General features: G+C 68.3%; 19 protein-coding genes. 13 read left to right on the forward strand and 6 right to left on the reverse strand.

The genetic code is table 11. The annotated features are described in order from the left end of the window. Positions 1–422 precede the first annotated feature (422 nt). The 4 genes from ACZ9QC_RS22420 to ACZ9QC_RS22435 all read left to right on the forward strand — a co-directional run bounded on the left by ACZ9QC_RS22420 (position 423) and on the right by ACZ9QC_RS22435 (position 4985). The gene (locus ACZ9QC_RS22420) at positions 423–2972 is read left to right on the forward strand and encodes a hypothetical protein (RefSeq protein ID WP_472914754.1); all 2550 of its coding nucleotides are present in this window, start codon (positions 423–425) and stop codon (positions 2970–2972) included. Further along, on the forward strand, positions 2972–3835 hold the full coding sequence (locus ACZ9QC_RS22425) for an immunity 49 family protein (protein ID WP_472914755.1): 864 nt from the start codon (positions 2972–2974) through the stop codon (positions 3833–3835). The genes ACZ9QC_RS22420 and ACZ9QC_RS22425 overlap by 1 nt, the downstream gene beginning before the upstream one ends. A gap of 44 nt (positions 3836–3879) precedes the next feature. Continuing rightward, positions 3880–4497 carry a DUF7691 family protein gene (locus ACZ9QC_RS22430; protein ID WP_472914756.1) on the forward strand — a complete coding sequence of 206 codons (618 nt, stop codon included), beginning with the start codon at positions 3880–3882 and terminating at the stop codon, positions 4495–4497. A gap of 107 nt (positions 4498–4604) precedes the next feature. Continuing rightward, complete coding sequence (locus ACZ9QC_RS22435; RefSeq protein ID WP_472914757.1) at positions 4605–4985, forward strand: hypothetical protein; 381 nt, start codon at positions 4605–4607, stop codon at positions 4983–4985. A 71-nt stretch (positions 4986–5056) separates the two neighbouring features. Here the strand turns inward: ACZ9QC_RS22435 and ACZ9QC_RS22440 are convergent, their stop codons facing one another. The 3 genes from ACZ9QC_RS22440 to ACZ9QC_RS22450 are packed head-to-tail and all read right to left on the reverse strand — an operon-like array spanning position 5057 to position 6382. Next, a complete protein-coding gene (locus tag ACZ9QC_RS22440) occupies positions 5057–5335 on the reverse strand; it encodes a DUF397 domain-containing protein (protein WP_472914758.1) in 279 nt (92 codons plus the stop codon). After that, positions 5328–5522 (reverse strand): DUF397 domain-containing protein, encoded by a 195-nt coding sequence (locus ACZ9QC_RS22445; protein WP_472914759.1) that lies wholly within the window; start codon positions 5520–5522, stop codon positions 5328–5330. The genes ACZ9QC_RS22440 and ACZ9QC_RS22445 overlap by 8 nt, the downstream gene beginning before the upstream one ends. 11 nt (positions 5523–5533) lie before the next feature. Continuing rightward, positions 5534–6382, reverse strand: a complete 849-nt coding sequence (locus ACZ9QC_RS22450) for a helix-turn-helix domain-containing protein (protein ID WP_472914760.1) — start codon at positions 6380–6382, stop codon at positions 5534–5536. A gap of 151 nt (positions 6383–6533) precedes the next feature. Here ACZ9QC_RS22450 and ACZ9QC_RS22455 point away from each other — a divergent pair, with 151 nt between their 5' ends. From ACZ9QC_RS22455 to ACZ9QC_RS22465, 3 genes are all read left to right on the forward strand, one after another. Next, entirely contained in the window at positions 6534–6962 is a 429-nt protein-coding gene (locus tag ACZ9QC_RS22455; protein WP_472914761.1) for an ATP-binding protein, read from the forward strand. A 66-nt stretch (positions 6963–7028) separates the two neighbouring features. Further along, entirely contained in the window at positions 7029–8036 is a 1008-nt protein-coding gene (locus ACZ9QC_RS22460; RefSeq protein WP_316727445.1) for a C40 family peptidase, read from the forward strand. A 235-nt stretch (positions 8037–8271) separates the two neighbouring features. Further along, the gene (locus tag ACZ9QC_RS22465) at positions 8272–9000 is read left to right on the forward strand and encodes a phosphatase PAP2 family protein (RefSeq protein ID WP_184892285.1); all 729 of its coding nucleotides are present in this window, start codon (positions 8272–8274) and stop codon (positions 8998–9000) included. A 157-nt stretch (positions 9001–9157) separates the two neighbouring features. On the opposite strand, the gene ACZ9QC_RS22470 is transcribed toward ACZ9QC_RS22465, so the two are convergent. After that, positions 9158–10705, reverse strand: coding sequence for an FAD-binding oxidoreductase (locus tag ACZ9QC_RS22470; RefSeq protein ID WP_472914762.1), 1548 nt, complete (start codon positions 10703–10705; stop codon positions 9158–9160). A gap of 938 nt (positions 10706–11643) precedes the next feature. Between ACZ9QC_RS22470 and pstS the strand changes: the two genes are divergently transcribed. The 4 genes from pstS to pstB all read left to right on the forward strand — a co-directional run bounded on the left by pstS (position 11644) and on the right by pstB (position 15822). Further along, positions 11644–12774: a phosphate ABC transporter substrate-binding protein PstS gene (pstS, locus tag ACZ9QC_RS22475; RefSeq protein ID WP_472914763.1), complete on the forward strand. Its 1131-nt coding sequence runs from the start codon at positions 11644–11646 to the stop codon at positions 12772–12774. A gap of 135 nt (positions 12775–12909) precedes the next feature. After that, positions 12910–13917, forward strand: a complete 1008-nt coding sequence (pstC, locus tag ACZ9QC_RS22480) for a phosphate ABC transporter permease subunit PstC (RefSeq protein WP_472914764.1) — start codon at positions 12910–12912, stop codon at positions 13915–13917. Continuing rightward, the gene (pstA, locus tag ACZ9QC_RS22485; RefSeq protein WP_472914765.1) at positions 13914–14978 is read left to right on the forward strand and encodes a phosphate ABC transporter permease PstA; all 1065 of its coding nucleotides are present in this window, start codon (positions 13914–13916) and stop codon (positions 14976–14978) included. The genes pstC and pstA overlap by 4 nt, the downstream gene beginning before the upstream one ends. A gap of 67 nt (positions 14979–15045) precedes the next feature. Continuing rightward, positions 15046–15822 carry a phosphate ABC transporter ATP-binding protein PstB gene (gene pstB, locus ACZ9QC_RS22490; RefSeq protein WP_037726303.1) on the forward strand — a complete coding sequence of 259 codons (777 nt, stop codon included), beginning with the start codon at positions 15046–15048 and terminating at the stop codon, positions 15820–15822. Positions 15823–16263: 441 nt separating this feature from the next. Here the strand turns inward: pstB and ACZ9QC_RS22495 are convergent, their stop codons facing one another. Next, a complete protein-coding gene (locus tag ACZ9QC_RS22495) occupies positions 16264–17331 on the reverse strand; it encodes an alkene reductase (RefSeq protein WP_472914766.1) in 1068 nt (355 codons plus the stop codon). 129 nt (positions 17332–17460) lie between these two features. Between ACZ9QC_RS22495 and ACZ9QC_RS22500 the strand changes: the two genes are divergently transcribed. Together ACZ9QC_RS22500 and ACZ9QC_RS22505 are read left to right on the forward strand one after the other, a co-directional pair. Next, positions 17461–17910, forward strand: a complete 450-nt coding sequence (locus ACZ9QC_RS22500) for a MarR family winged helix-turn-helix transcriptional regulator (protein ID WP_420802715.1) — start codon at positions 17461–17463, stop codon at positions 17908–17910. 69 nt (positions 17911–17979) lie between these two features. Further along, on the forward strand, positions 17980–18477 hold the full coding sequence (locus ACZ9QC_RS22505) for a transposase (RefSeq protein ID WP_472914767.1): 498 nt from the start codon (positions 17980–17982) through the stop codon (positions 18475–18477). On the opposite strand, the gene ACZ9QC_RS22510 is transcribed toward ACZ9QC_RS22505, so the two are convergent. Next, the gene (locus tag ACZ9QC_RS22510) at positions 18434–18970 is read right to left on the reverse strand and encodes a hypothetical protein (protein WP_472914768.1); all 537 of its coding nucleotides are present in this window, start codon (positions 18968–18970) and stop codon (positions 18434–18436) included. The two genes, ACZ9QC_RS22505 and ACZ9QC_RS22510, sit on opposite strands and share 44 nt — an antisense overlap. Positions 18971–19105: the final 135 nt, after the last annotated feature.

Raw genomic sequence — 19105 nt, forward strand, 5'->3', positions numbered from 1 at the left:
GCCGGCCCGCGCGGGACCCTAACGGGGGGCGCGGAACGGTAAACGAAGGGTCGTATCGTCACTCTGTGTATCACGGCAGGTCACGCCGGGCAATGAGGATCAAGCGGAACCTGTGGTGTGGTTCCGTCGTTATTCCCCTTCTGTGACCTCAGGAGGCTGGGCCCGTCCCGCTTCTGACGGGATGTCGACCCTGGCTCGCCCCTTCTTTGTGGGTTCGAGTGTGCCTGATGGGGACGTAAGGGTCGTGTGTGGGGGCGGGGATGTCCCTGAAGGGCGAGCTTTGGCCAGAAGTGCATGGGATCGCGATCGCAATTTTGGTACAAATGATCGACCGGGTGTTCCGGTGTCGCGGCGTCAGGTGTGCGGGCGGAAGGCCGGGTTGAGGGAACGTATCTGCTGCTAAGGCGTCCACGGGGGTAGGCGTGAGCGAGGACAGGCCCGTTGTCTCGGCCGAGATACCGGAGTTCACGGGAAATCTGGAGCAACTGGAGAAGGACGCCGGTGACATCGCGTTCGACGGGATGGCGGTCGGCGCGGCGGGGCTGCTGATCGACGCCAACTTCAATCTGCTGGAACCTTTCTACAAGGCTCCCGAGGCCGACCAGCTCTTCGCGACGACCGCGCCGGTCGCGGCGGCCGGGCAGGACCTGCAGACCGAGCTGGGCACGGTCTCCAAGGCGCTGCTCGACTACGCGGCCGAGGTCCGGCCGCTGGTGGACCGGCTGAACTCGCTGCGTGAGGAGGCGGCGGCGTTCGAACGGCGCGTCGCGGACGACGAGGACTGGGTCGCGGACGGCGACCTCATCGACGAGAACACCGCCCGCCGCAACGCGGTCAACGCGGCCTGGACGGCCTTCCAGGCAGCCGAGCGGACCTGCTACAACAAGATCGTCGCGCTGGTCGGCGGCGAGCCGCTCGCCGTCGGCGACGGGACGGACAAAGAGAACACGTACGGTTACCGCGCCGAGGATCTCAACAACGCCGCCGGCCTGCCCTGGGGCGACGTCGTCGAGGAGTCCAATCCCTGGTACTACTTCCACGAGCACGCCTGGGACTTCACCGTCGGCTTCGTCGTCGACGGCGTGTGGGGCACGATCAAGGGCCTGGGCACGCTGGTCGGCTTCAACGGCTGGGACGCGGCGGGCCAGGCGTGGGTCGGCCTCGGCAAACTCGCGACCGGCATCCTGATCACGGGAACGCCGCTCGGCGCCGCGTACTGGCTGACCCCGGCCGACAAACTCCCCTCCTGGCTGCGCGACTCCCGCACCGCCGTCGTGGAGACCGGCAAGGCGCTGATCGCGTACGACGAGTGGGGCAAGAACCCCTCCCGGGCCGCCGGGGCGGTCACCTTCAACGTCCTGACGACCGTCTTCACGGGTGGGGCGGGCGGGGCGGTCGCGGCGACCGGCAAGGCGGGTGCGATCGCGAAGGCCATCTCCTTCGCGGGCAAGGCGGGGCGGATCGTCGACCCGATGACGTATCTCGCCAAGGGCATCGGCGGAACCGCCGTCAAGATCAGTGACGTCATGGCCGGGCTGCGTGGCATCACCGACGGCACGCACATCCGGCTCGGCGAAGGCACGTATCGCATAGCCGACACCCCCAACCTCGCCGACGACCTCCCGGCCGGCCTCACCCCCGAGAACTCCGTCCGCATGACCACCCCCGAGGGTGAGGTCGTCTACCTCGACACCAAGACCCTGGTCATGCACAACGCGGACGGGACGGTACGGGAGTCCCTGGACAACATCCGGCACGAGCGGACGGCGGAGCAGCGGGCCGGGGAGACTGTGGGACACGGGGATCGAACGCCAGGGGCGACGGGTGTGCGGGAGACCGCGGCTGTCGGGGCCCGTGTGGGAGACGGCGCCGGGGCCGTCGGCCGTGGAGGAGACAGCATCACCACGGGCGGCGGTCGGGGCGGCGATGGGTTGCCGCCGCGGTCAGGTGGCTCGGGCGGGTCCGGCTGGCTGGACGATCTCGGGCGGACCGGTGATGAGGCGGGTGGGCCCGGTGACGAGGTGTCCACAGGCGCCAGGGCGGACGAGGGGACCGACGGCGGAGGCGAGCCGCGTTCGGGACGTGTCCAACAGACGGACGCGCGTGCCGTCATGCAACGACATGTGGATCTCGCCAACAACGATCCGCGCTGGTTCAAGGACCATTACCGGTCCAACGGTTACCGCAGATCCGCCTCGGCTGAGGTGTTCGGACAGCGTCTGCCAATTTTGGTCCGGGATCCAGCGGATCCCACCAAGTGGATTTCCAAGAGCGATCTGCCGCCCGCGATCCAGGCACGGTACATAGACCCCAATCCGCACGGGGTGGGGGGCCGGAAGAACGTCGACAGCGGGGTGCTGAAACGTCTCGACGAATGGGCGACCTCGCGTCGCGACGCCATCGTGGCCGACAAGGCGGCGGAGAAGTCGCTGACCGCTGCGGAGAAGGAGTACCTGAAGCACCGAACCGCCGAGGCGGAGGCGGCGATGGACGCGGCGGAGGCCAGGCACTCCCCGTTGCACGGTGCGATGCTCAAGCAGAGTGAGTTGTTCGGTGAGCGGGTTGCGGAGCATCACGCCATACCGGAGCGCTATCCGGGCGCGAAGCGGGTCGATGACGGGGCTTTCGGTAACAACAGGTTCGACCAGATCTATGAGAGGCCCGGCGGCGGCTATGTCGTCGTCGAAGCCAAGGGGTCACTCAAGGCGGGGGTCGGCGAACGTACGAGTCATCTCGGAAATCGTGTGGAGCAGGGCACACGGGAATACTTCGAGACGATCCTGAATGAAATGGACAAGCGGGCCGCGAAGGTCAATGACCTTGTCGAAGCGGAACTCGCGGGCAAGCTCCGGAAGGCGTTCGTCAGAGGCCAGGTGGACTACGTTCTGATCAAGGCGGACGCCACTCAGGGTGGCAAATATGCTGGCTATGAGATGGAACAGTTCAACATCGGCAAGCCCAGGAGCCAGTGATGATCACCCGTGTGCCACGCGCTGACCCGCCTCCGTCCGGCGATCCGACCGGCTTCATCAAGGCTTCCGACCGACGACTGCTTGACGACATCGCCGACCTCTCGGAGTATCCCGACGGCTTCGGCCTGACGTTCAGCAGTGCCCTGAGCACGGCGGAGTTGCACTGCCTCCACGACCCCACCGCCGACAGGTCCGAAACCTGGGAGGCCTGGGTGGCCGCGATGCAGGTCGGTTCGGCCCTGTTCGCGGCGGCCGTCACGACGGAGGAATCCGTGGAGTGCCGGATCGCCCACGAGCCGCGCGTACTGCCCGCTATCGGTGCCCAGCACTTCACCGACGCCGGTAACTGGATCACCGCGTTCTGGCTGGCGATCGTATGCCGTGACCAGGACCGGATGACCAAGCTCTGCGACGTACCGGTCGACCTGCTGCGGGCATCGGGTGCGGTGTACGACGAGTACATCTACGACTGGGTCGACGCGTTGCAGGCGTACTGGACCGAACGGCCTGGCCTCGGTGAGAAGTTCACCGCTGCGTTCCAAGGCACCGACCCGGACCGTCTCCGGGTCGCCGACCGGGAACTGATGCTGAAGATCCTCTATCCGCCACTCGACCTGTTCCTGCAGTTCCTCAAGCGGGACGAGGCGCAGTTCAACACAGCGCTTGTCCAAGCGCTCCGTCTGCACAAGGAGTACTGGAACGCGGATGAGGAGCGGCGGAGCTCCATCAGCGGAACCGTGGCCCTCGGCCCGCTGGCCGTCACCTGCCTCGCCCACGACGTGGGGATGGCGATCACGGTCGAATCCGAGTACCTGCCCAAGCATCTGCTGGAGCGGTCCTGGGTCGGCGAGTTCGAGATCTGAGCTCTGGCTGAGGTGCTGTCAGTGGCCGCGGCTACGTTGAGGGCATGAGTTCTTCTCTGAGTGTGTATCTGCTGGACGTGGCTGCGACCCAGGCGCTGGTCGGGTCCGGTGACCAGCAGTTGTTGGATGTCGTGCGGAGCGACTTCGGGGACGATCTGGCGCGGGACGACGAGTGGTTCGCGTCCGAGATCGAGGACGGGGCGCCGACGGCGTACGAGGCGTTGCGGGCCGTCGTGCACGGGGGGCCGTTCGGTGAGGGTGACGACAAGGAGCATGCCTTTCAGTACGGGTATGCGTACAAGCGGCTGTGTTCCCTCACGGGGTCGTTCCTGGACAACAGTTGTTTCACCCCGCATCGCGGCGATTGGCTGTCGGTGGTCGACGAGGGGTTGAGCGCACTCGGGATCACCGCGGTGTCCGTGGACGAGTTCGGGTACGGCGGTCTGCCGGCCCCCCTGCCGTCGACGTACATGCCGGGCTGCGGTGAGTGGCGGCACCAGCAGTGTCTCCGGGCGTTGGAGCAGTTCGAAGAGACGAAAGCGGCGGGCGCGGAGCCGCCGCCGCTGGAGCCGGAAGTCGTGGAGGCGGTCATGCAGGTCCTTCAGTGGCTGCGGCACGCGGCGTCGCGACCCGGGTTCGGGGTGATCGGGTTCAAGTCCTGAGGGCAGCGGCTCTTCCCCCAACCTTCTTAGCCTTCCGGCATGGGTACTACGAGCTTCAGCTCAGTCTCGATCTTCCTGCGTCCCTTCCGGCCGAGGAGCTCACCTTGTTGCGCTGGCACTTGGGCGAGGGAGGCAACGACAGGTACGGAGACGACGGTGACGGAGAGGGACAAGGCGGGTACGAGTACCCGCTCTTGGCCGAGCGAGGGGCGGCCCGGCGGGTCGGCGGCGCCCAGGTGGGGGAGCTGTGCGGGCGGGAGCCGGGGTGGGCTCTGACGGTGCGGCAGGAGGTGCATCCTGACCAGTTCGACGACCTGCGGCGGCTGGTGGGCCGGCTCGGGGAGCGCACCAGCACGGCAGGGGTCGTGGGGCAGGTCCGCTCCTACGAGGAGTGGCTGCCGGATCTGCTGATCGTGGAGGCCGGTGCCATGAGCCGTATGACGCCGAGGGCCGGGCTTCGGACCGAAGATATCTTCGAGCTTCTCTAGCCTGCTCGGTCTACTGAGGGGTCGGAGGGCGGCGACGTGCGATGCCGGTCCGCCGCCCGGTGTCGCTCTGCTCAGGCTTCCGGCTGCCGCACCGTCGGCTCGAATCCCTCGACCCCCTCCACGAAGTGGTCGAACTCGCCTGCCTGGACTCCCAGTACGAACGCGTCCCACTTCCGGCGGTTCGTTGTCACGACATTGTCCGGATCGCTCGTCTCGCGGATGTAGACGGGGGCTTCCGGGTCGTCCTCGCCGTTCCCGGCTCCGAAGGCGAGTTCGATCCACGGGCCGGGGCCGGTGGCGTCGTCGGGGGCGGCGCGGATCCAGTCGAGGTCTGGGGGGATGTCAGACACGGGAAGGGTCCTTGTCGAGTTTGAGGGCGTGGAGGAGTGCGCGGAATCCGGTCGGGGTGGCGTTGAGCACGGCTCCGGTGGAGTCGGCGGATTCGGTGATGAGGACGGTGTCGGCGGGGCCGGTGGATATGTGCACGCAGGAGTTGCCTTCGGAGCAGAAGGAGGACTTCTGCCAGGACGAGGTCATGGGTATTTTCCTCACAGGTCTCGCATCACGTCGTGGATCAGGTCGCGGGTCTTGTCCGGGCTGAGGGCCACAGCTTCGATCCGGTCCAGGAGAGTTCGGTATTTGTGCAGCTGTGCTTCGGCGTCGAGGAACACCGCGCCGTGCGACTGATCGAGCTGGACGGTGTCCAACTGCGGTACGGGGCCGTGCGCGTAGGAGATCGACTGCCCCGATCCTGGGTAGGCGCCGACGTCGAAGGTGATGGCTCGCAGGGTGATGTGTTCACGATCGCTCAGATCGAGCAGGTGTTCCAGTTGTTGTCGTGCCACAGTGGGGCCGCCGACCTTCATGCGTAGGGCTGCCTCGTGGATGACCGCCTGGTACGACGTGGGTTCGTCCGCGCGGTAGAGCACTGCCTGCCGCTTGATGCGGAACGAGAGCCGGTGCTCGATGTCGGGGGGTGAGAGTTCGGTGACCGCCTGGCGGAAGATCTCCAGTGCGTACTCGCGGGTCTGGAGCAGGCCGGGGACGCGGGCTGTGGTGGCCTCGCGTACCGACTTGGTGTGGTGCTCGAGTTCGGCCAGATCGAGCATCGGGGTCGGAAGCAGCTCGCGGTACTCCTCCCACCAGCCACGCTTCCGCTCGGACGCCATGACCGCCATCGCTTCTACTAGGGCCTTGTCCGAGCAGTCGTAGTGGCAGGCGATCGTGCGCAGGCGCTCGGGGCTCACTCCCACGCGTCCGGCTTCCATGTTGCTGACCTGCGTCTGCTTGATGCCGAGAAGTTGACCGGCCTCCGTAGCGCTCAGGCCCGCCCGCTCGCGGAGTTTGCGCAGCTCCGCACCGAAGCGGAGTTGTCTGCCCGTCGGGTTGGTCCTCACGGGGCCGTGGACCTCCTTGCCGCCGCTGGTCACCCACACGGGTGGCAGTGAACGGGATTATCAAGAGTTGGTGAATGTATTAACTCTGTCCCGCTACTTTAGGGCTCAGGAGCTGTATCCGACCAACTCCCCTCAGTAACCGGAGACTTCCATGGCCACCGTATCCCCGTCCTGGAACTACACGCTGCGCCTCCCTCGCGATCCCCGGTCTCCCGGTGTCGGGCGCGCCACTCTGCGGGCCGTGCTCTCCGTGCACGACATCTCCGAACTCGCCCCCACCGCAGAGCTGTTGGCCGCCGAGCTGCTCAGTAACGCCCATCGGCACACTGCCGGTGAGTACGCCCTGCGGATCCTGGAGATCGGCGGGCGGCTGCGTGTGGGGGTGTGGGACCGGGACTGGCGGGTGCCGGTGGGGTTCGGAGGGGGTGATGTCCGGCCCGTCGACCTCGACGCCGAGTCTGGGCGTGGGTTGCAGCTCGTGCGCGCCTGCTCCGAGGGGCGGGGCGTGTCCGTGCGGAACGACCTCGGTGTCTCACAGGGCGGAAAACTGCTGTGGGTCGACTGTGGCGCCGTCGAGTGATCATTCCTAAGAAAGCGGGCCGCCTCTACACTTGCTGGCGGTGGACTGGCGCGCGGTGAGGGGCGGTTGACGGTGCGTAAGGCGTGGATCGTGGTGATCGCTGCCGGCAGCGCCGGGCTCGCCTTCGTGATGGTGCTGGTCGTGGGTGTCTATCTGGTCGCCGGGAATCTCGCCGCAGGGATCGGCGGAAAGTCCGTCGGGCTGGCCAAGGGGGCCGTTCCCGGCGCTTATCAGGCGCTCGTGCAGAAATGGGGCAATCTGTGCGACGCCATCAATCCCGCACTGCTCGCCGCGCAGCTGTACCAGGAGAGCGGGTTCAATCCGAAGGCGCAGAGCCCCGCCGCCGCGCAGGGGATCGCGCAATTCATTCCGGGGACCTGGGCCGCGCACGGGCTGGACGGTGACGGGGACGGCGACCGTGACGTCTGGGACCCGAATGACGCGATTCCATCGGCCGCCTCGTACGACTGCTCGCTCGCGAAGTACGTGAAGGACGTACCCGGTGATCCGACGGCGAACATGCTCGCTTCCTACAACGCGGGGGCGTACGCCGTGATCAAGTACGGGGGTGTTCCGCCGTACAAGGAGACCCAGAACTATGTGAAGACGATCACGACGCTGTCGAAGAGTTTCGCCGCTCCGACGAGCCGGGTCGACCCGAGCGAGCAGGCGGCCGGGGCCATCGCGTACGCGCAGAAGAAGCTCGGGACGCTGTATCTGTGGGGCGGCACCGGTACCGCTGAGCAGGGCGGACGCTTCGACTGCTCCGGGCTGACGCAGGCGGCGTACGACAGTGTGGGGATCACGCTGCCGCGTGTCGCGAACGATCAGTACAACGCCGGGCCGCACCCCTCGCGCGACGAGCTGCTGCCCGGGGATCTGGTGTTCTTCTCCGACGACCTCACCAACTCGCGGGCCATTCGGCACGTCGGGATTTATGTGGGAGGCGGATACATGATCGACGCGCCGCGGACGGGGGCCGTCATCCGATTCGACCCGATTGACACCCCCGACTACTTCGGTGCGACCCGGGTCACCGAAGATGGCGCGAAAGCGTTGCCCACGACGGTCTGACGGCGCCGTAATTCTCCGTGAACCACTGCCCTGAGCTGCGCAGACGTGTCTCTCTTCGATAACGTCTGAGTGATCATTCAGTGGAGGGTGGAACGTATTGAGAAGGAGTGTGCGTTCCTATTTGACGTAGCGCGTTGACGCTCATGCGGAAGCACTACGGACACCACGGGGGTGGCAAAGCGCGGCGCACGTACGGGTGCGGTCGCGAGAACGATGACGAAAGGGCCGCAGCACGATGGCTGGACTCGCCGCGCATGCCGCTACCTCACTGGCCGCTGAATCCGGATCGAATCCCGACGTCGAGCTGCTGTACGACATCAATGGTCTGGCCAAGGACGCGCCGCACTGGCTGGACCGGGTGATGGAGTTCGTGGGGGAGTACGGGCTCCTCTTCGCGATGGTGCTGCTGATCCTGTGGTGCTGGTGGGGCGTCCGGAAGCGGGGCGGCGAGGACGCGGCCTCGTCCGTGGCCGCGTTGGTGTGGGCGCCGCTCGCCGCCGGGGTCGCCGTGCTGGTGAACGTGCCGATACGCGGGTTCGTGGAGCGACCCCGGCCCTTCCTCGATCATGAGGGGCTGGAGGTGCTGGTCTCCGGCAAGACCGACTACTCGTTCGTGAGCGATCACGCGACGCTGATCATGGCGATGGCGGTGGCGCTGTTCGTCGCCAACCGGAAGTTCGGGCTGGTCGGGCTGGTCATCGCGCTGTTGGGCGGGTTCATCCGGGTCTACATGGGTGTGCACTACCCGACGGATGTGATCGGGGGGTTCGCGCTCGGGACCGCGGTCGCGTTGCTGCTGTCGCCGCTGGCCATGGCTCTGCTGACGCCGTTGATGAAGGCGGTCGAGCGGTCGGGGCGTGTGGGGTGGATCGTGCGGGCTCGTGGGCGTGATGGGGGGCGTGCGGTGATTCCGGGGGCGCGGGTTGAGTCGGCGTCCGCGGAGGAGCGGGATCTGGCGGCCTGAGGGTTCCCCCGATCTTTTTCGCCCCCGCCGCCCCTACCCGTCCCATCCTCAAGGGGCCGTGCCCCCTATGACCCCCCATCCGACGGCCGGTGGGGCTTCTCGCGCAGTTCCCCGCGCCCCTGGGGTGTGAGGGCCTGCGGCCCTTCCCACCTTCGGATCACAGCGCCTGGGGGAACGAGAAGAAGCGGTTCGGGTCGTATTTCTTTTTTACGGTGGTCAGGCGGGGGGTCGCTTCGCCGTAGTACGCCTTTTTCCAGTTGGTCAGGGTCGCGTCGGTGTAGTTCTGGTACGCGGCGCCCGAGGCGTGGCGGGTCATGGACTTGTGGGCCCGGTCGAGCCAGGACTGGGCCGTCGTGCCGGCGGTGCCGGGCTTCCAGGAGGCGAGGTACTGGGCCAGCATCCGGGAGCGGCGGTGCACGAACGCCGTGGCCGTGGGCGAGACCCGGTTGACCTGGCCGCCGAGCGCCGTGAGGGCGATGCTGCCGGCTCCGCCCTTCACCCCGGTGATCTGGGTCAGGAGGGTCTGGACGCCCGCCGACGAGATCGAGCGGTCGAAGAAGTCCGAGCGGGCCGCGTACGTCTCCCTGCGCAGCGCGCCCTGCGGGGAGCGGCCCGGCGTCGAGCCGGGCAGGTGGCACTTGGCGTCGGTGGAGAACGAGCCGCAGCCGGCGTAGCCCTCCATGGCCTCCTCGTACGAGCGGCGCTTGAGGGAGACGCTGCGGGCCGGGGTGCCGACGCGGTCGGCGAGGCGGTCGAGGGCGTTCTCCAGGTCGCCGTAGCTGCCGAGGGAGAAGGCGGCGACGGCGACGGTCGGGGTGCCGCCGTTCTCCAGGTGGCAGGAGGACCAGATCTCGTCGGCCTGTGTGGGGCCCCACTCCTGCCAGGCCTTCAGTACGGCGGCGGCCTTGGACCACGGCCAGGTGAGGTACGCGGTGACGCCCTGGCGGGCGGGATGGGTCTTGAAGCGGAGTTCCGTGACCACGCCGAAGTTGCCGTTGCCCGCGCCTCGTAGGGCCCAGAAGAGGTCCTTGTTGGTGGTGGCGTTCGCGATCAGTTCCTTGCCGTCCGCGGTGATCAGTGTGGCCTGGGTGAGGCTGTCGCAGGTCAGGCCGTACGCGCGGGAGGTGACGCCGTGGCCGCCGCCGAGGGTGAGGCCGGAGACGCCCACGGTGGGGCAGGAGCCGGCGGGGATGGTGACGCCCTTCGCGGCCAGGGCCCGGTAGACGTCGATCAGCTTCGAGCCCGCGCCGACCACGGCCTCGTTCTGGGAGGCGCGGATCTTGTTCAGCTTCGATACGTCTATGACCAGGCGGCCGTTGCCGGAGGACCAGCCGGCGTAGGAGTGGCCGCCGTTGCGGATCGAGACCTTCAGGGCGTGGGCCTTGGCGTAGGCGAGGGTCGTGCGGATGTCGTCGGGGTGGGCGACGTAGGCGACGGCGGTGGGTTTCAGGGTGTCGAAGCGGGTGTTGTAGAGCTGCCGGGCTGTGGGCCAGGACTTGTCGCCGGGGCGTATGAGGGGGCCGTCCAGGTCTCGGGCGAGGGAGGACCAGTTGGCGGCGGTGCCGGTGACTGTGGTCGTGGTGGTGCGGAGGGAGGTGTTTGTGGCGCGGGCGTTGGGGGTGGGGGTGGGGGTGGTGCAGGCCGAGGTCGTGGTCAGGGTGGTGGTGAGTGCGGCTGCGCCGCCGAGGAATGTGCGCCGTTCCATGTGGGTCTCCCGGTGCGCCGTTCGTGGGTTCGTGGAACGAGACGGGGTGGGTGGGGTGCGGGTTCCCAGGATCCGCCCTCGCCGTGGTCAGGGCTGCGCCCTTGCGTTGCTGCGGCCTCAGGGGCTGGGCCCCTTCGACCCCGCTTCGCCTCAGGGGCCCTCCGCCTCAGGGGCTGCGTCCCTTCGACCCCTGGGGCGCCTTATAGCTCGGGGGTGCGAGTTCGTGGGCGGCCGCGGGTTCGTCGTGGTTGTTCGCGCAGTTCCCCGCGCCCCTGAAGGGGCGCGGTGTAGTTCGCGGCAGTTTTCCGGCGCCCCTGGAGGGCGCGTGGTTGTTGGCGGCAGTCTCCCGGCACCCTGAGGGCTGCCGATAGCCCTTGCGCTCTGCGGGCCCGTACGGCGGCCCCCCGGCAGCCCGCGCCCCACGTGCGAACACTCGCGCGGCCCGCGCCCCCAGCACAGTGGCCCCGCCCCGCGCCCCCTCTCACAACGCCCCGCGCCCCCTGACCGCTGAACGAACAGCCCCCCTGTCTCCCCGCGCGGCCCCCCCAGCCCTCCCCTTTCCTCGTTCTGGTGGGCGTGGAGTTGGGGGTAACTGGGGATGGTTTCTCTCTGTAGCTGATTGCGTGCGGAGAGTTAGTAAGTGGAGGAGGGGAGGTGCGGTGTCGGGATCCTCGCGTGTTCTGGCCGTAAGCGTTCCGTGACCTCACCGCACTGTCGGCAGGGGTTCACTCGCCGTTCACTTCCGTCCATTGGCGGCTTCACCTGATCTGCCTAATTTCGGCCTTACCCGGTGCGGGATGTGGACCGAAATGCGGCCTCGCAGCCCGTGGCGACAGCAGTCTGAGGACCGAAGGCATCAGTGGTTCGGGTCCCGAGGCTGATACGACGACTTCGCACGCCGCCATGTGGACGGCGGCTCCTGGAAGGAACTCCCGAAAGTGAAGCTTCAGCGCAAGAACCGGATGCGCGCCCTTTCTCTCGGTGCTGTCGCCCTCACCGGCGCTCTGACCCTCACCGCGTGCGGGTCCGACGACACCAGTGGTGGCGCGAGCGGCACCGGCGACACCACCCCGGCCGCTGGCAAGATCGACTGCGGCGACGCCAAGGGTCAGCTGCTGGCCGACGGCTCCTCCGCGCAGAAGAACGCGATCGACGCCTGGGTGGCGCAGTACCAGAGCGCCTGCAAGGACGTCGTGATCAACTACAAGGGCAGCGGTTCGGGCGCGGGCATCACCGCGTTCACCCAGGGCCAGGTCGCCTTCGCGGGCTCCGACTCGGCGCTCAAGCCCGAAGAGGTCACCGCCTCCAAGGAGGTCTGCACCGGCGGCCAGGGCATCGACCTGCCGATGGTCGGCGGCCCGATCGCGGTCGGCTACAACGTCCCGGGTGTCGACAACCTCGTCCTGGACGCCAAGACCCTCGCCCTGATCTTCGACAGCAAGATCACCAACTGGAACGACGAGGCGATCGCGAAGCTGAACCCCGACGCCAAGCTGCCCGACCTCAAGATCCAGGCCTTCCACCGCTCGGACGAGTCCGGCACCACGGACAACTTCACCAAGTACCTGATCGCCGCGGCCCCCGACAACTGGAAGTACGAGGGCGGCAAGGCCTGGCAGGCCAAGGGCGGTCAGTCCGCGCAGGGCTCCTCCGGTGTCGCCCAGGGCGTGACCGAGACCAAGGGCGCCATCTCCTACATGGAGCTCTCCTACGCCAAGGACGGCATCAGCACGGTCGACATCAAGACCGAGGCCGCCGAGCCGGTCAAGGCGACCGTCGAGAACGCCACCAAGGCCATCTCCGAGGCCCAGGTCGTCGGCACGGGCAAGGACCTCGCCCTGAAGCTCAACTACAAGCCCACCGCCGAGGGCGCCTACCCGATCACCCTCGTCACCTACGAGATCGTCTGTGACAAGGGCAACAAGGCGGACACCCTGCCCGCCACCAAGTCCTTCCTCACCTACATCGCGTCCGAGGACGGCCAGGCGCTGCTCTCCGAGGCCGGGTACGCCCCGATGCCCGAGGAGATCATCACCAAGGTCCGTACGACCATCTCGGAACTGAGCTGACCTGAGTGCGGCCCAGTCCTCACCAGGACTGGGCCGCACCGTCCGGTGCACCGCCGCCAGGAGTTCTCCCGCCACCGCGGGCGGCTCCGCCCCGAGCCGCCGCCCGCACGACGGCTCCGCAGACCGGAGAACCTGATGGACATATCGATCAAAGACACTCCCGCACCCCCCACCCCACCGACTTCCGAGAGCGCCGTGGACAAGCGAGCCGAGCGTGGCGTCACGCGCCCCGGCGACCGGGTCTTCCTCGGCCTGTCCCGCGGATCGGGCGTCTTCCTGCTGGTGCTCATGGCGGCCATCGCCGTGTTCCTCAGCTACCGGGCCGCGCTCGCGATCAGCAAGGACGAGGCCAACTTCTTCACGACCTTCGAGTGGAACCCCACCGGCGTCCCGCCGGTGTTCGGCATCGCGGTGCTGGCCTTCGGCACCATCGTCTCGTCGGTCATCGCGATGGCCATCGCGGTCCCGGTCGCGGTCGGCATCGCGCTCTTCATCACGCACTACGCCCCGCGCAAGCTGGGCGGCCCCATCGCGTACGTGATCGACCTGCTCGCCGCCGTGCCGTCCATCGTGTACGGCCTCTGGGGCATCCTGGTCCTCGTACCGCAGCTCGACGGGCTCTACGGCTGGCTGAACGACTACTTCGGCTGGACCGGCATCCTGGAGTGGCAGGGCGGCGCCCCCCGCTCGATGCTCACCGTCGGCATCCTGCTCGCGATCATGATCCTGCCGATCATCACCAACGTGAGCCGTGAGGTCTTCCGCCAGGTCCCGCAGATGCACGAGGAGGCCGCGCTGGCCCTCGGCGCCACCCGCTGGGAGGTCATCCGCATGGCGGTCCTGCCCTTCGGGCGCTCCGGTGTCATCTCCGCCTCGATGCTCGGCCTCGGCCGCGCGCTCGGCGAGACCATGGCCGTGGCGATGGTCCTGTCGTCCAGCTTCGAGATCAACCTGAGCCTGCTCGACCCGGGCGGCGGCACCTTCGCCCAGAACATCGCCAGCAAGTTCAGCGAGGCGACCGAGATGGGCCGGGACGCCCTGATCGCCTCCGGTCTGGTCCTGTTCGTCATCACCCTGCTGGTCAACGGCGCGGCCCGGCTGATCATCGCCCGCCGCAAGGAGTTCTCGGGGGCCAACGCATGAGCAACGCAACTCTCACCCCGAAGGGCCCGAGCACCCTGCGTGCCGCGTCCCTGCCCAAGTGGTTCCCCTGGGCGGTCGCCGCCGGTTCGGTGGTCCTGGGCCTCGGCATCAGCGCCGCGGCCGGTCTCGAGAGCTCGGTCCAGTGGGCCCTGATCGCCGGCATCCTCTTCGTCCTCGGCTCGTTCGCCATCGCCGCGCGCGTCGAGGGCAAGCGCCAGGCCAAGGACCGGGTGGCGACCAGCCTCGTCTGGGTCGCGTTCCTGCTCGCGGTGCTCCCGCTGGCCTCCCTCATCTGGGAGACGGTCAGCCGCGGTGTGAAGGTCCTCGACGTCTACTTCCTCACCCACTCGATGGGTGTGGTCGCGACCTCCCAGCCCGGCGGCGGCATCTACCACGCCATCCTCGGCACCCTGGAGCAGGTCGGCATCGCCGCCGTCATCTCCGTGCCGATCGGCGTGCTGACCGCCATCTACCTGGTCGAGTACGGCCGGGGCCGGCTCGCCAAGGCCGTCACCTTCTTCGTCGACGTCATGACGGGCATCCCGTCGATCGTCGCGGGTCTGTTCATCCTGAGTACCTGGATCCTGATCCTGGGCATGGGCCCCTCCGGCTTCGCCGGCGCGATGGCGCTGACCATCCTGATGCTGCCGGTCGTGGTCCGCTCCACCGAGGAGATGCTCAAGCTCGTCCCGAACGAGCTGCGCGAGGCCTCGCTGGCGCTGGGCGTGCCGAAGTGGCGCACCATCCTCAAAATCGTGCTGCCGACCGCGATCGGTGGTATCACGACAGGTGTGATGCTCGCGGTCGCCCGTATCGCCGGTGAGACCGCTCCGGTCCTGCTGCTGGTGTGGGGTTCGAACTACATCAACGCGAACCCCTTCGCCGACCCGCAGGCCTCGCTGCCGATGTACATCTATCTGCAGTTCCAGCAGAGCAGCGGCTCCGGAGCGGCGTACGACCGTGCCTGGGCGGCGTCGCTGACGCTGATCGCCTTCATCATGATCCTGAACCTGGCGGCCCGCGGCATCGCCCGCTGGAAGGCGCCGAAGACCGGTCGCTGACGCGGCCACCCAGCGACCAGACCCCCGAATTCCCCGCGAATTCCTCGCGAAAGAAGCAGTGATCCACATGGCCAAGCGAATCGACGTCAGCGGCCTCAACGCCTACTACAGCTCCTTCCGCGCCATCGAGGACATCTCGATGGCCATAGAGCCCCGCACGGTGACGGCCTTCATCGGCCCCTCCGGCTGCGGCAAGTCCACGTTCCTGCGCACCCTGAACCGGATGCACGAGGTCACGCCCGGCGGCCGCGTCGAGGGCAAGGTCATGCTCGACGACGAGAACCTGTACGGCGCGGGGGTCGACCCGGTATCCGTGCGGCGTGAGGTCGGCATGGTCTTCCAGCGCCCGAACCCGTTCCCCACGATGTCGATCTACGACAACGTGGCGGCGGGCCTGAAGCTGGTCGGCGGCAAGAAGAAGTCCGAGCTGGACGAGATCGTCGAGAAGTCCCTCAAGGGCGCGAACCTCTGGAACGAGGTCAAGGACCGCCTCAACAAGCCGGGCTCCGGGCTCTCCGGTGGTCAGCAGCAGCGGCTGTGCATCGCCCGCGCGATCGCGGTCGAGCCGAAGGTGCTGCTCATGGACGAGCCGTGCTCCGCGCTGGACCCGATCTCGACGCTCGCCATCGAGGACCTCATCGGTGAGCTGAAGGAGCGCTTCACGATCGTCATCGTGACGCACAACATGCAGCAGGCGGCGCGTGTCTCCGACCGCACGGCGTTCTTCAACCTCGCGGCCGTCGGGCAGCCGGGCAAGCTGATCGAGATAGACGACACGGAGCGGATCTTCTCCAACCCGTCCGTCCAGGCCACCGAGGACTACATCTCCGGCCGCTTCGGCTGAGCCGGCGCCGGCGAAGCTCCGGCCGCCGACTCCCCAAGACCCCTCGCGGCGCTGCATGGCGGTGCCGCCGCGAGGTAGATAAAGGGCCCGCCCCCGGCTCCCGGGGGCGGGCCCGTCGGCTTTGGTGCGGCGGAGGGACTGCCATCTGGGGGCGCTCGTCGGGGAGCCGGCGGCGGGGCCGGGGCCGGGGCGGTGGAGCGGGCCGGGGCGCCGGGTCCTGCCCGGCGGCGCGAGGTGGTTGGCGATCGGGTCGGTCGCGGTCGGCTCGGGGCGCCTTGGGGGCTCCCGACTTCGCTGCCCTCCAAGCCGAAGAAGTCCCCCGGACCCAGCCTCACTCTCCCTGACCGAGCGTCACCGTGACTACAGAGAGCTACTTGTCACTTCGTGGCAGCTACGGGAGAACATGGCCCGGTCCGCTGACGGCCGGTCGGCGCTCGGGCGTCACAGTGCCGGGTAGTCCGTGTACCCGCGCGCGTCCCCGCCGTGGAACGTGGTGCGGTCGGCCTCGTTGAAGGGGCCGCCGGAACGCAGCCGGGCCGGCAGGTCCGGGTTGGCCAGGAAGAGCTGGCCGTAGGCGATGAGGTCCGCGACGCCCTCCTCGATCAGGGTGAGGGCGTCCTGGCCCGTCGGGCCGTCGGTCGCGGGGTTGAGGATGAGTGCGCCGCTGAACTGCTTGCGCAGCTGAACGGTCAGTTCCCGCACCTTGCTGTCGAACTCCAGGACGTGCAGGTAGGCGAGGTCGAGCCGGTCCAGTTCGGTGACCAGCGCGGTGTACGTGGGCTCCGGGTCGGGCTCGTGGATGTCGTTGAGGGGGTTGCCGGGCGAGATGCGGATGCCGGTGCGTCCGGCGCCGATCTCGGCGGCGACCGCCCGGGCGGCCTCCACGGCGAACCGGATGCGGCCCTCGACCGAGCCGCCCCACGCGTCGTCGCGGTGGTTGGAGCCGGGGGCGAGGAACTGGTGGATCAGGTAGCCGTTCGCGCCGTGGAGTTCCACCCCGTCGAAACCGGCCGCCACGGCATTGCGGGCCGCCGTCGCGAAGTCGTCGACCGTGGCCAGGATCTCGTCGCCGGTCAGCTCGCGGGGCGCGACCATCTCCTCCTTGAAGCCTTCGACGGTGTAGATCTGTCCCTTGGCCGCCACGGGGGAGACCCCGACCGGGATCAGACCGTCCGGCAACAGCGACGGGTGCCCGATCCGGCCGGTGTGCATGAGCTGGGCGAAGATGCGGCCGCCGGCCCGGTGCACGGCGTCGGTGACCTCCCGCCAGGCGGCGACCTGCTCGGCGGAGTGCAGACCGGGCGTGCGCGGATAGCCCTGCCCGATGACGGAGGGCTGGATGCCCTCGGTGACGATGAGCCCGGCGGAGGCGCGCTGGACGTAGTACTCGGCCGTCAGGGCCGTGGGCAGTCCGCCCTCGGAGGCCCGGCTGCGGGTCATCGGCGCCATGACGAGCCGGTTGGCGAGCGGGATGCCGGAGAGGTGGATCGGGTCGAAGGCGCTGGTCACGCGTACTCCCAAGTAATTTATGTGGTCGGCCAAATAATTGAGCCGACGGCCACCATAGCGCATTACTTGGCCGACCAAATAACATTGCCTGAGTAAACTTCCCACCGACCCCGAGGAGAGATGGCCGCCATGGAGACCTGGGATTCGGAGCGCAACGGACCGGTGAGCCAGGCCCTCTTCCGGACCTTCCGACTGCATCGCCACAACGCCGCCGGGCTGCTGCGCGGCCTCGGGCTCCACCCCGGCCAGGAACTGGTCATGATCCATCTGGGGTGCACCGGTACTGCCCGCCAGTCGGACCTGGTCAAGCTGCTCGACCTCGATCCCTCCACCGTCACCAAGATGCTCCAGCGTCTGGAGCAGGCCGGTCACGTACGGCGGCTGCCCGACCCGGAGGACCGGCGCGCGGTCCTGGTCGAGGCGACGGACACCAGCTCGCACCTGCTCAACGAGATCGAGCGGGTGTGGCGCGAGCTGGAGGAGACCACACTCGCCGGGCTGACGGAGGACGAACGCGGTCAGTTCCTGGCCCTGCTCAACCGGATCGAGGCGAACCTCTCTGACCGGGACGGCTGCTGAGCCGGGCCGTTGCGGGCCGGGGCCAGGGTCCGCGAGAGGCTGGGCCGCGACACGGAGCCGAGTGCGGGTGTGATCGACTCGCGGTCCGTCAAGGCGGACGGCGTCGTCGGCTCCGACAGCCGCCGCTTCGACGGCGGCAAGCTGGTCGACGGCCGCAAGAGGCACGTCGTGGTCGACACCCTCGGCCTGCTGCTGGGCGTGATGGTCACCGCCGCGGACACCGGCGACCGCATCGCCGCCCAGGTGCTGCTTGCGCAGGTCGCCGACGCGCACCACCGTCTCGCGCTGGTCTGGGCCGACGTCGGCTGCACCGGCAGTCTCATCGAGTACTGCCTGGCCACGCTCGGGCTGGTCCTGGCGATCGTGAAACGCAGCGACGACATGCGCGGCTTCGTGGTGCTGCCCAGGCGGTGGATCGTCGAGCGGTTCTTCGCCCACCTGATGCGCAGTCGCCGCCTGGCACGCGACTTCGAGCGCCGCACCACCGGCGCCGAAGCGATGGTCTACTGGTCGATGACCCTGCTCATGACGCGCCGCCTTGCCCGGCCGGGCCCTGGGCGAGGGTGAACCGGCCCGGCTGCCGCTCGGCCAACCAGCCCCGCGCGACCAGGCGTTTCGCCTTCGACCGCAGCGCCTCCACCTTGGCCGGCACCGCATCCAGGCCGAACAAAGTGGCCAACTCCTGGCAGGTCAGCGGCCCTTGATGGAGCCGGTGTCGGTCCGCCAGGGCCTCAAGGATGCGCTGATAGTCCACCGACAGCACCGACCGGGCCAGTCCCTCACGCCACACCGGCACCTGCGACTTCGGTTGCGCCGCCTGTCCGGGCGCCGAGCGCACGTCCACGTCCCGCGGGCCGGGGGCGGCCTTCTCATCAGTGATGCCGCCGCCGTCCGGAGCCAAGACCGTGCCCACTCGCCTGCGAGCGATCACCCACTCCTGCCATTCCAGCTCGGCCGCGGCCAACTCGGCCTGGATGCGATCGGCTTCCTCACGCAACCCGTCGACCCGACGACGAGCAGCGAGCTCGTGCTCTTCCAGCAGTCCGACGACCGACGGCATCCGCAACCTCCCGGGGAGCGACGACACAACACGCCACCACTCCCACCGATTCACCGGCCCTATGCCTGACCAGCGAAAACACCGCCCTCAGATTCGGAACGACAACAGCTGCTCAGGGCCACGGGCCCGGTCGGG

It is taken from the genome of Streptomyces sp. HUAS MS02 (genome assembly GCF_055702265.1).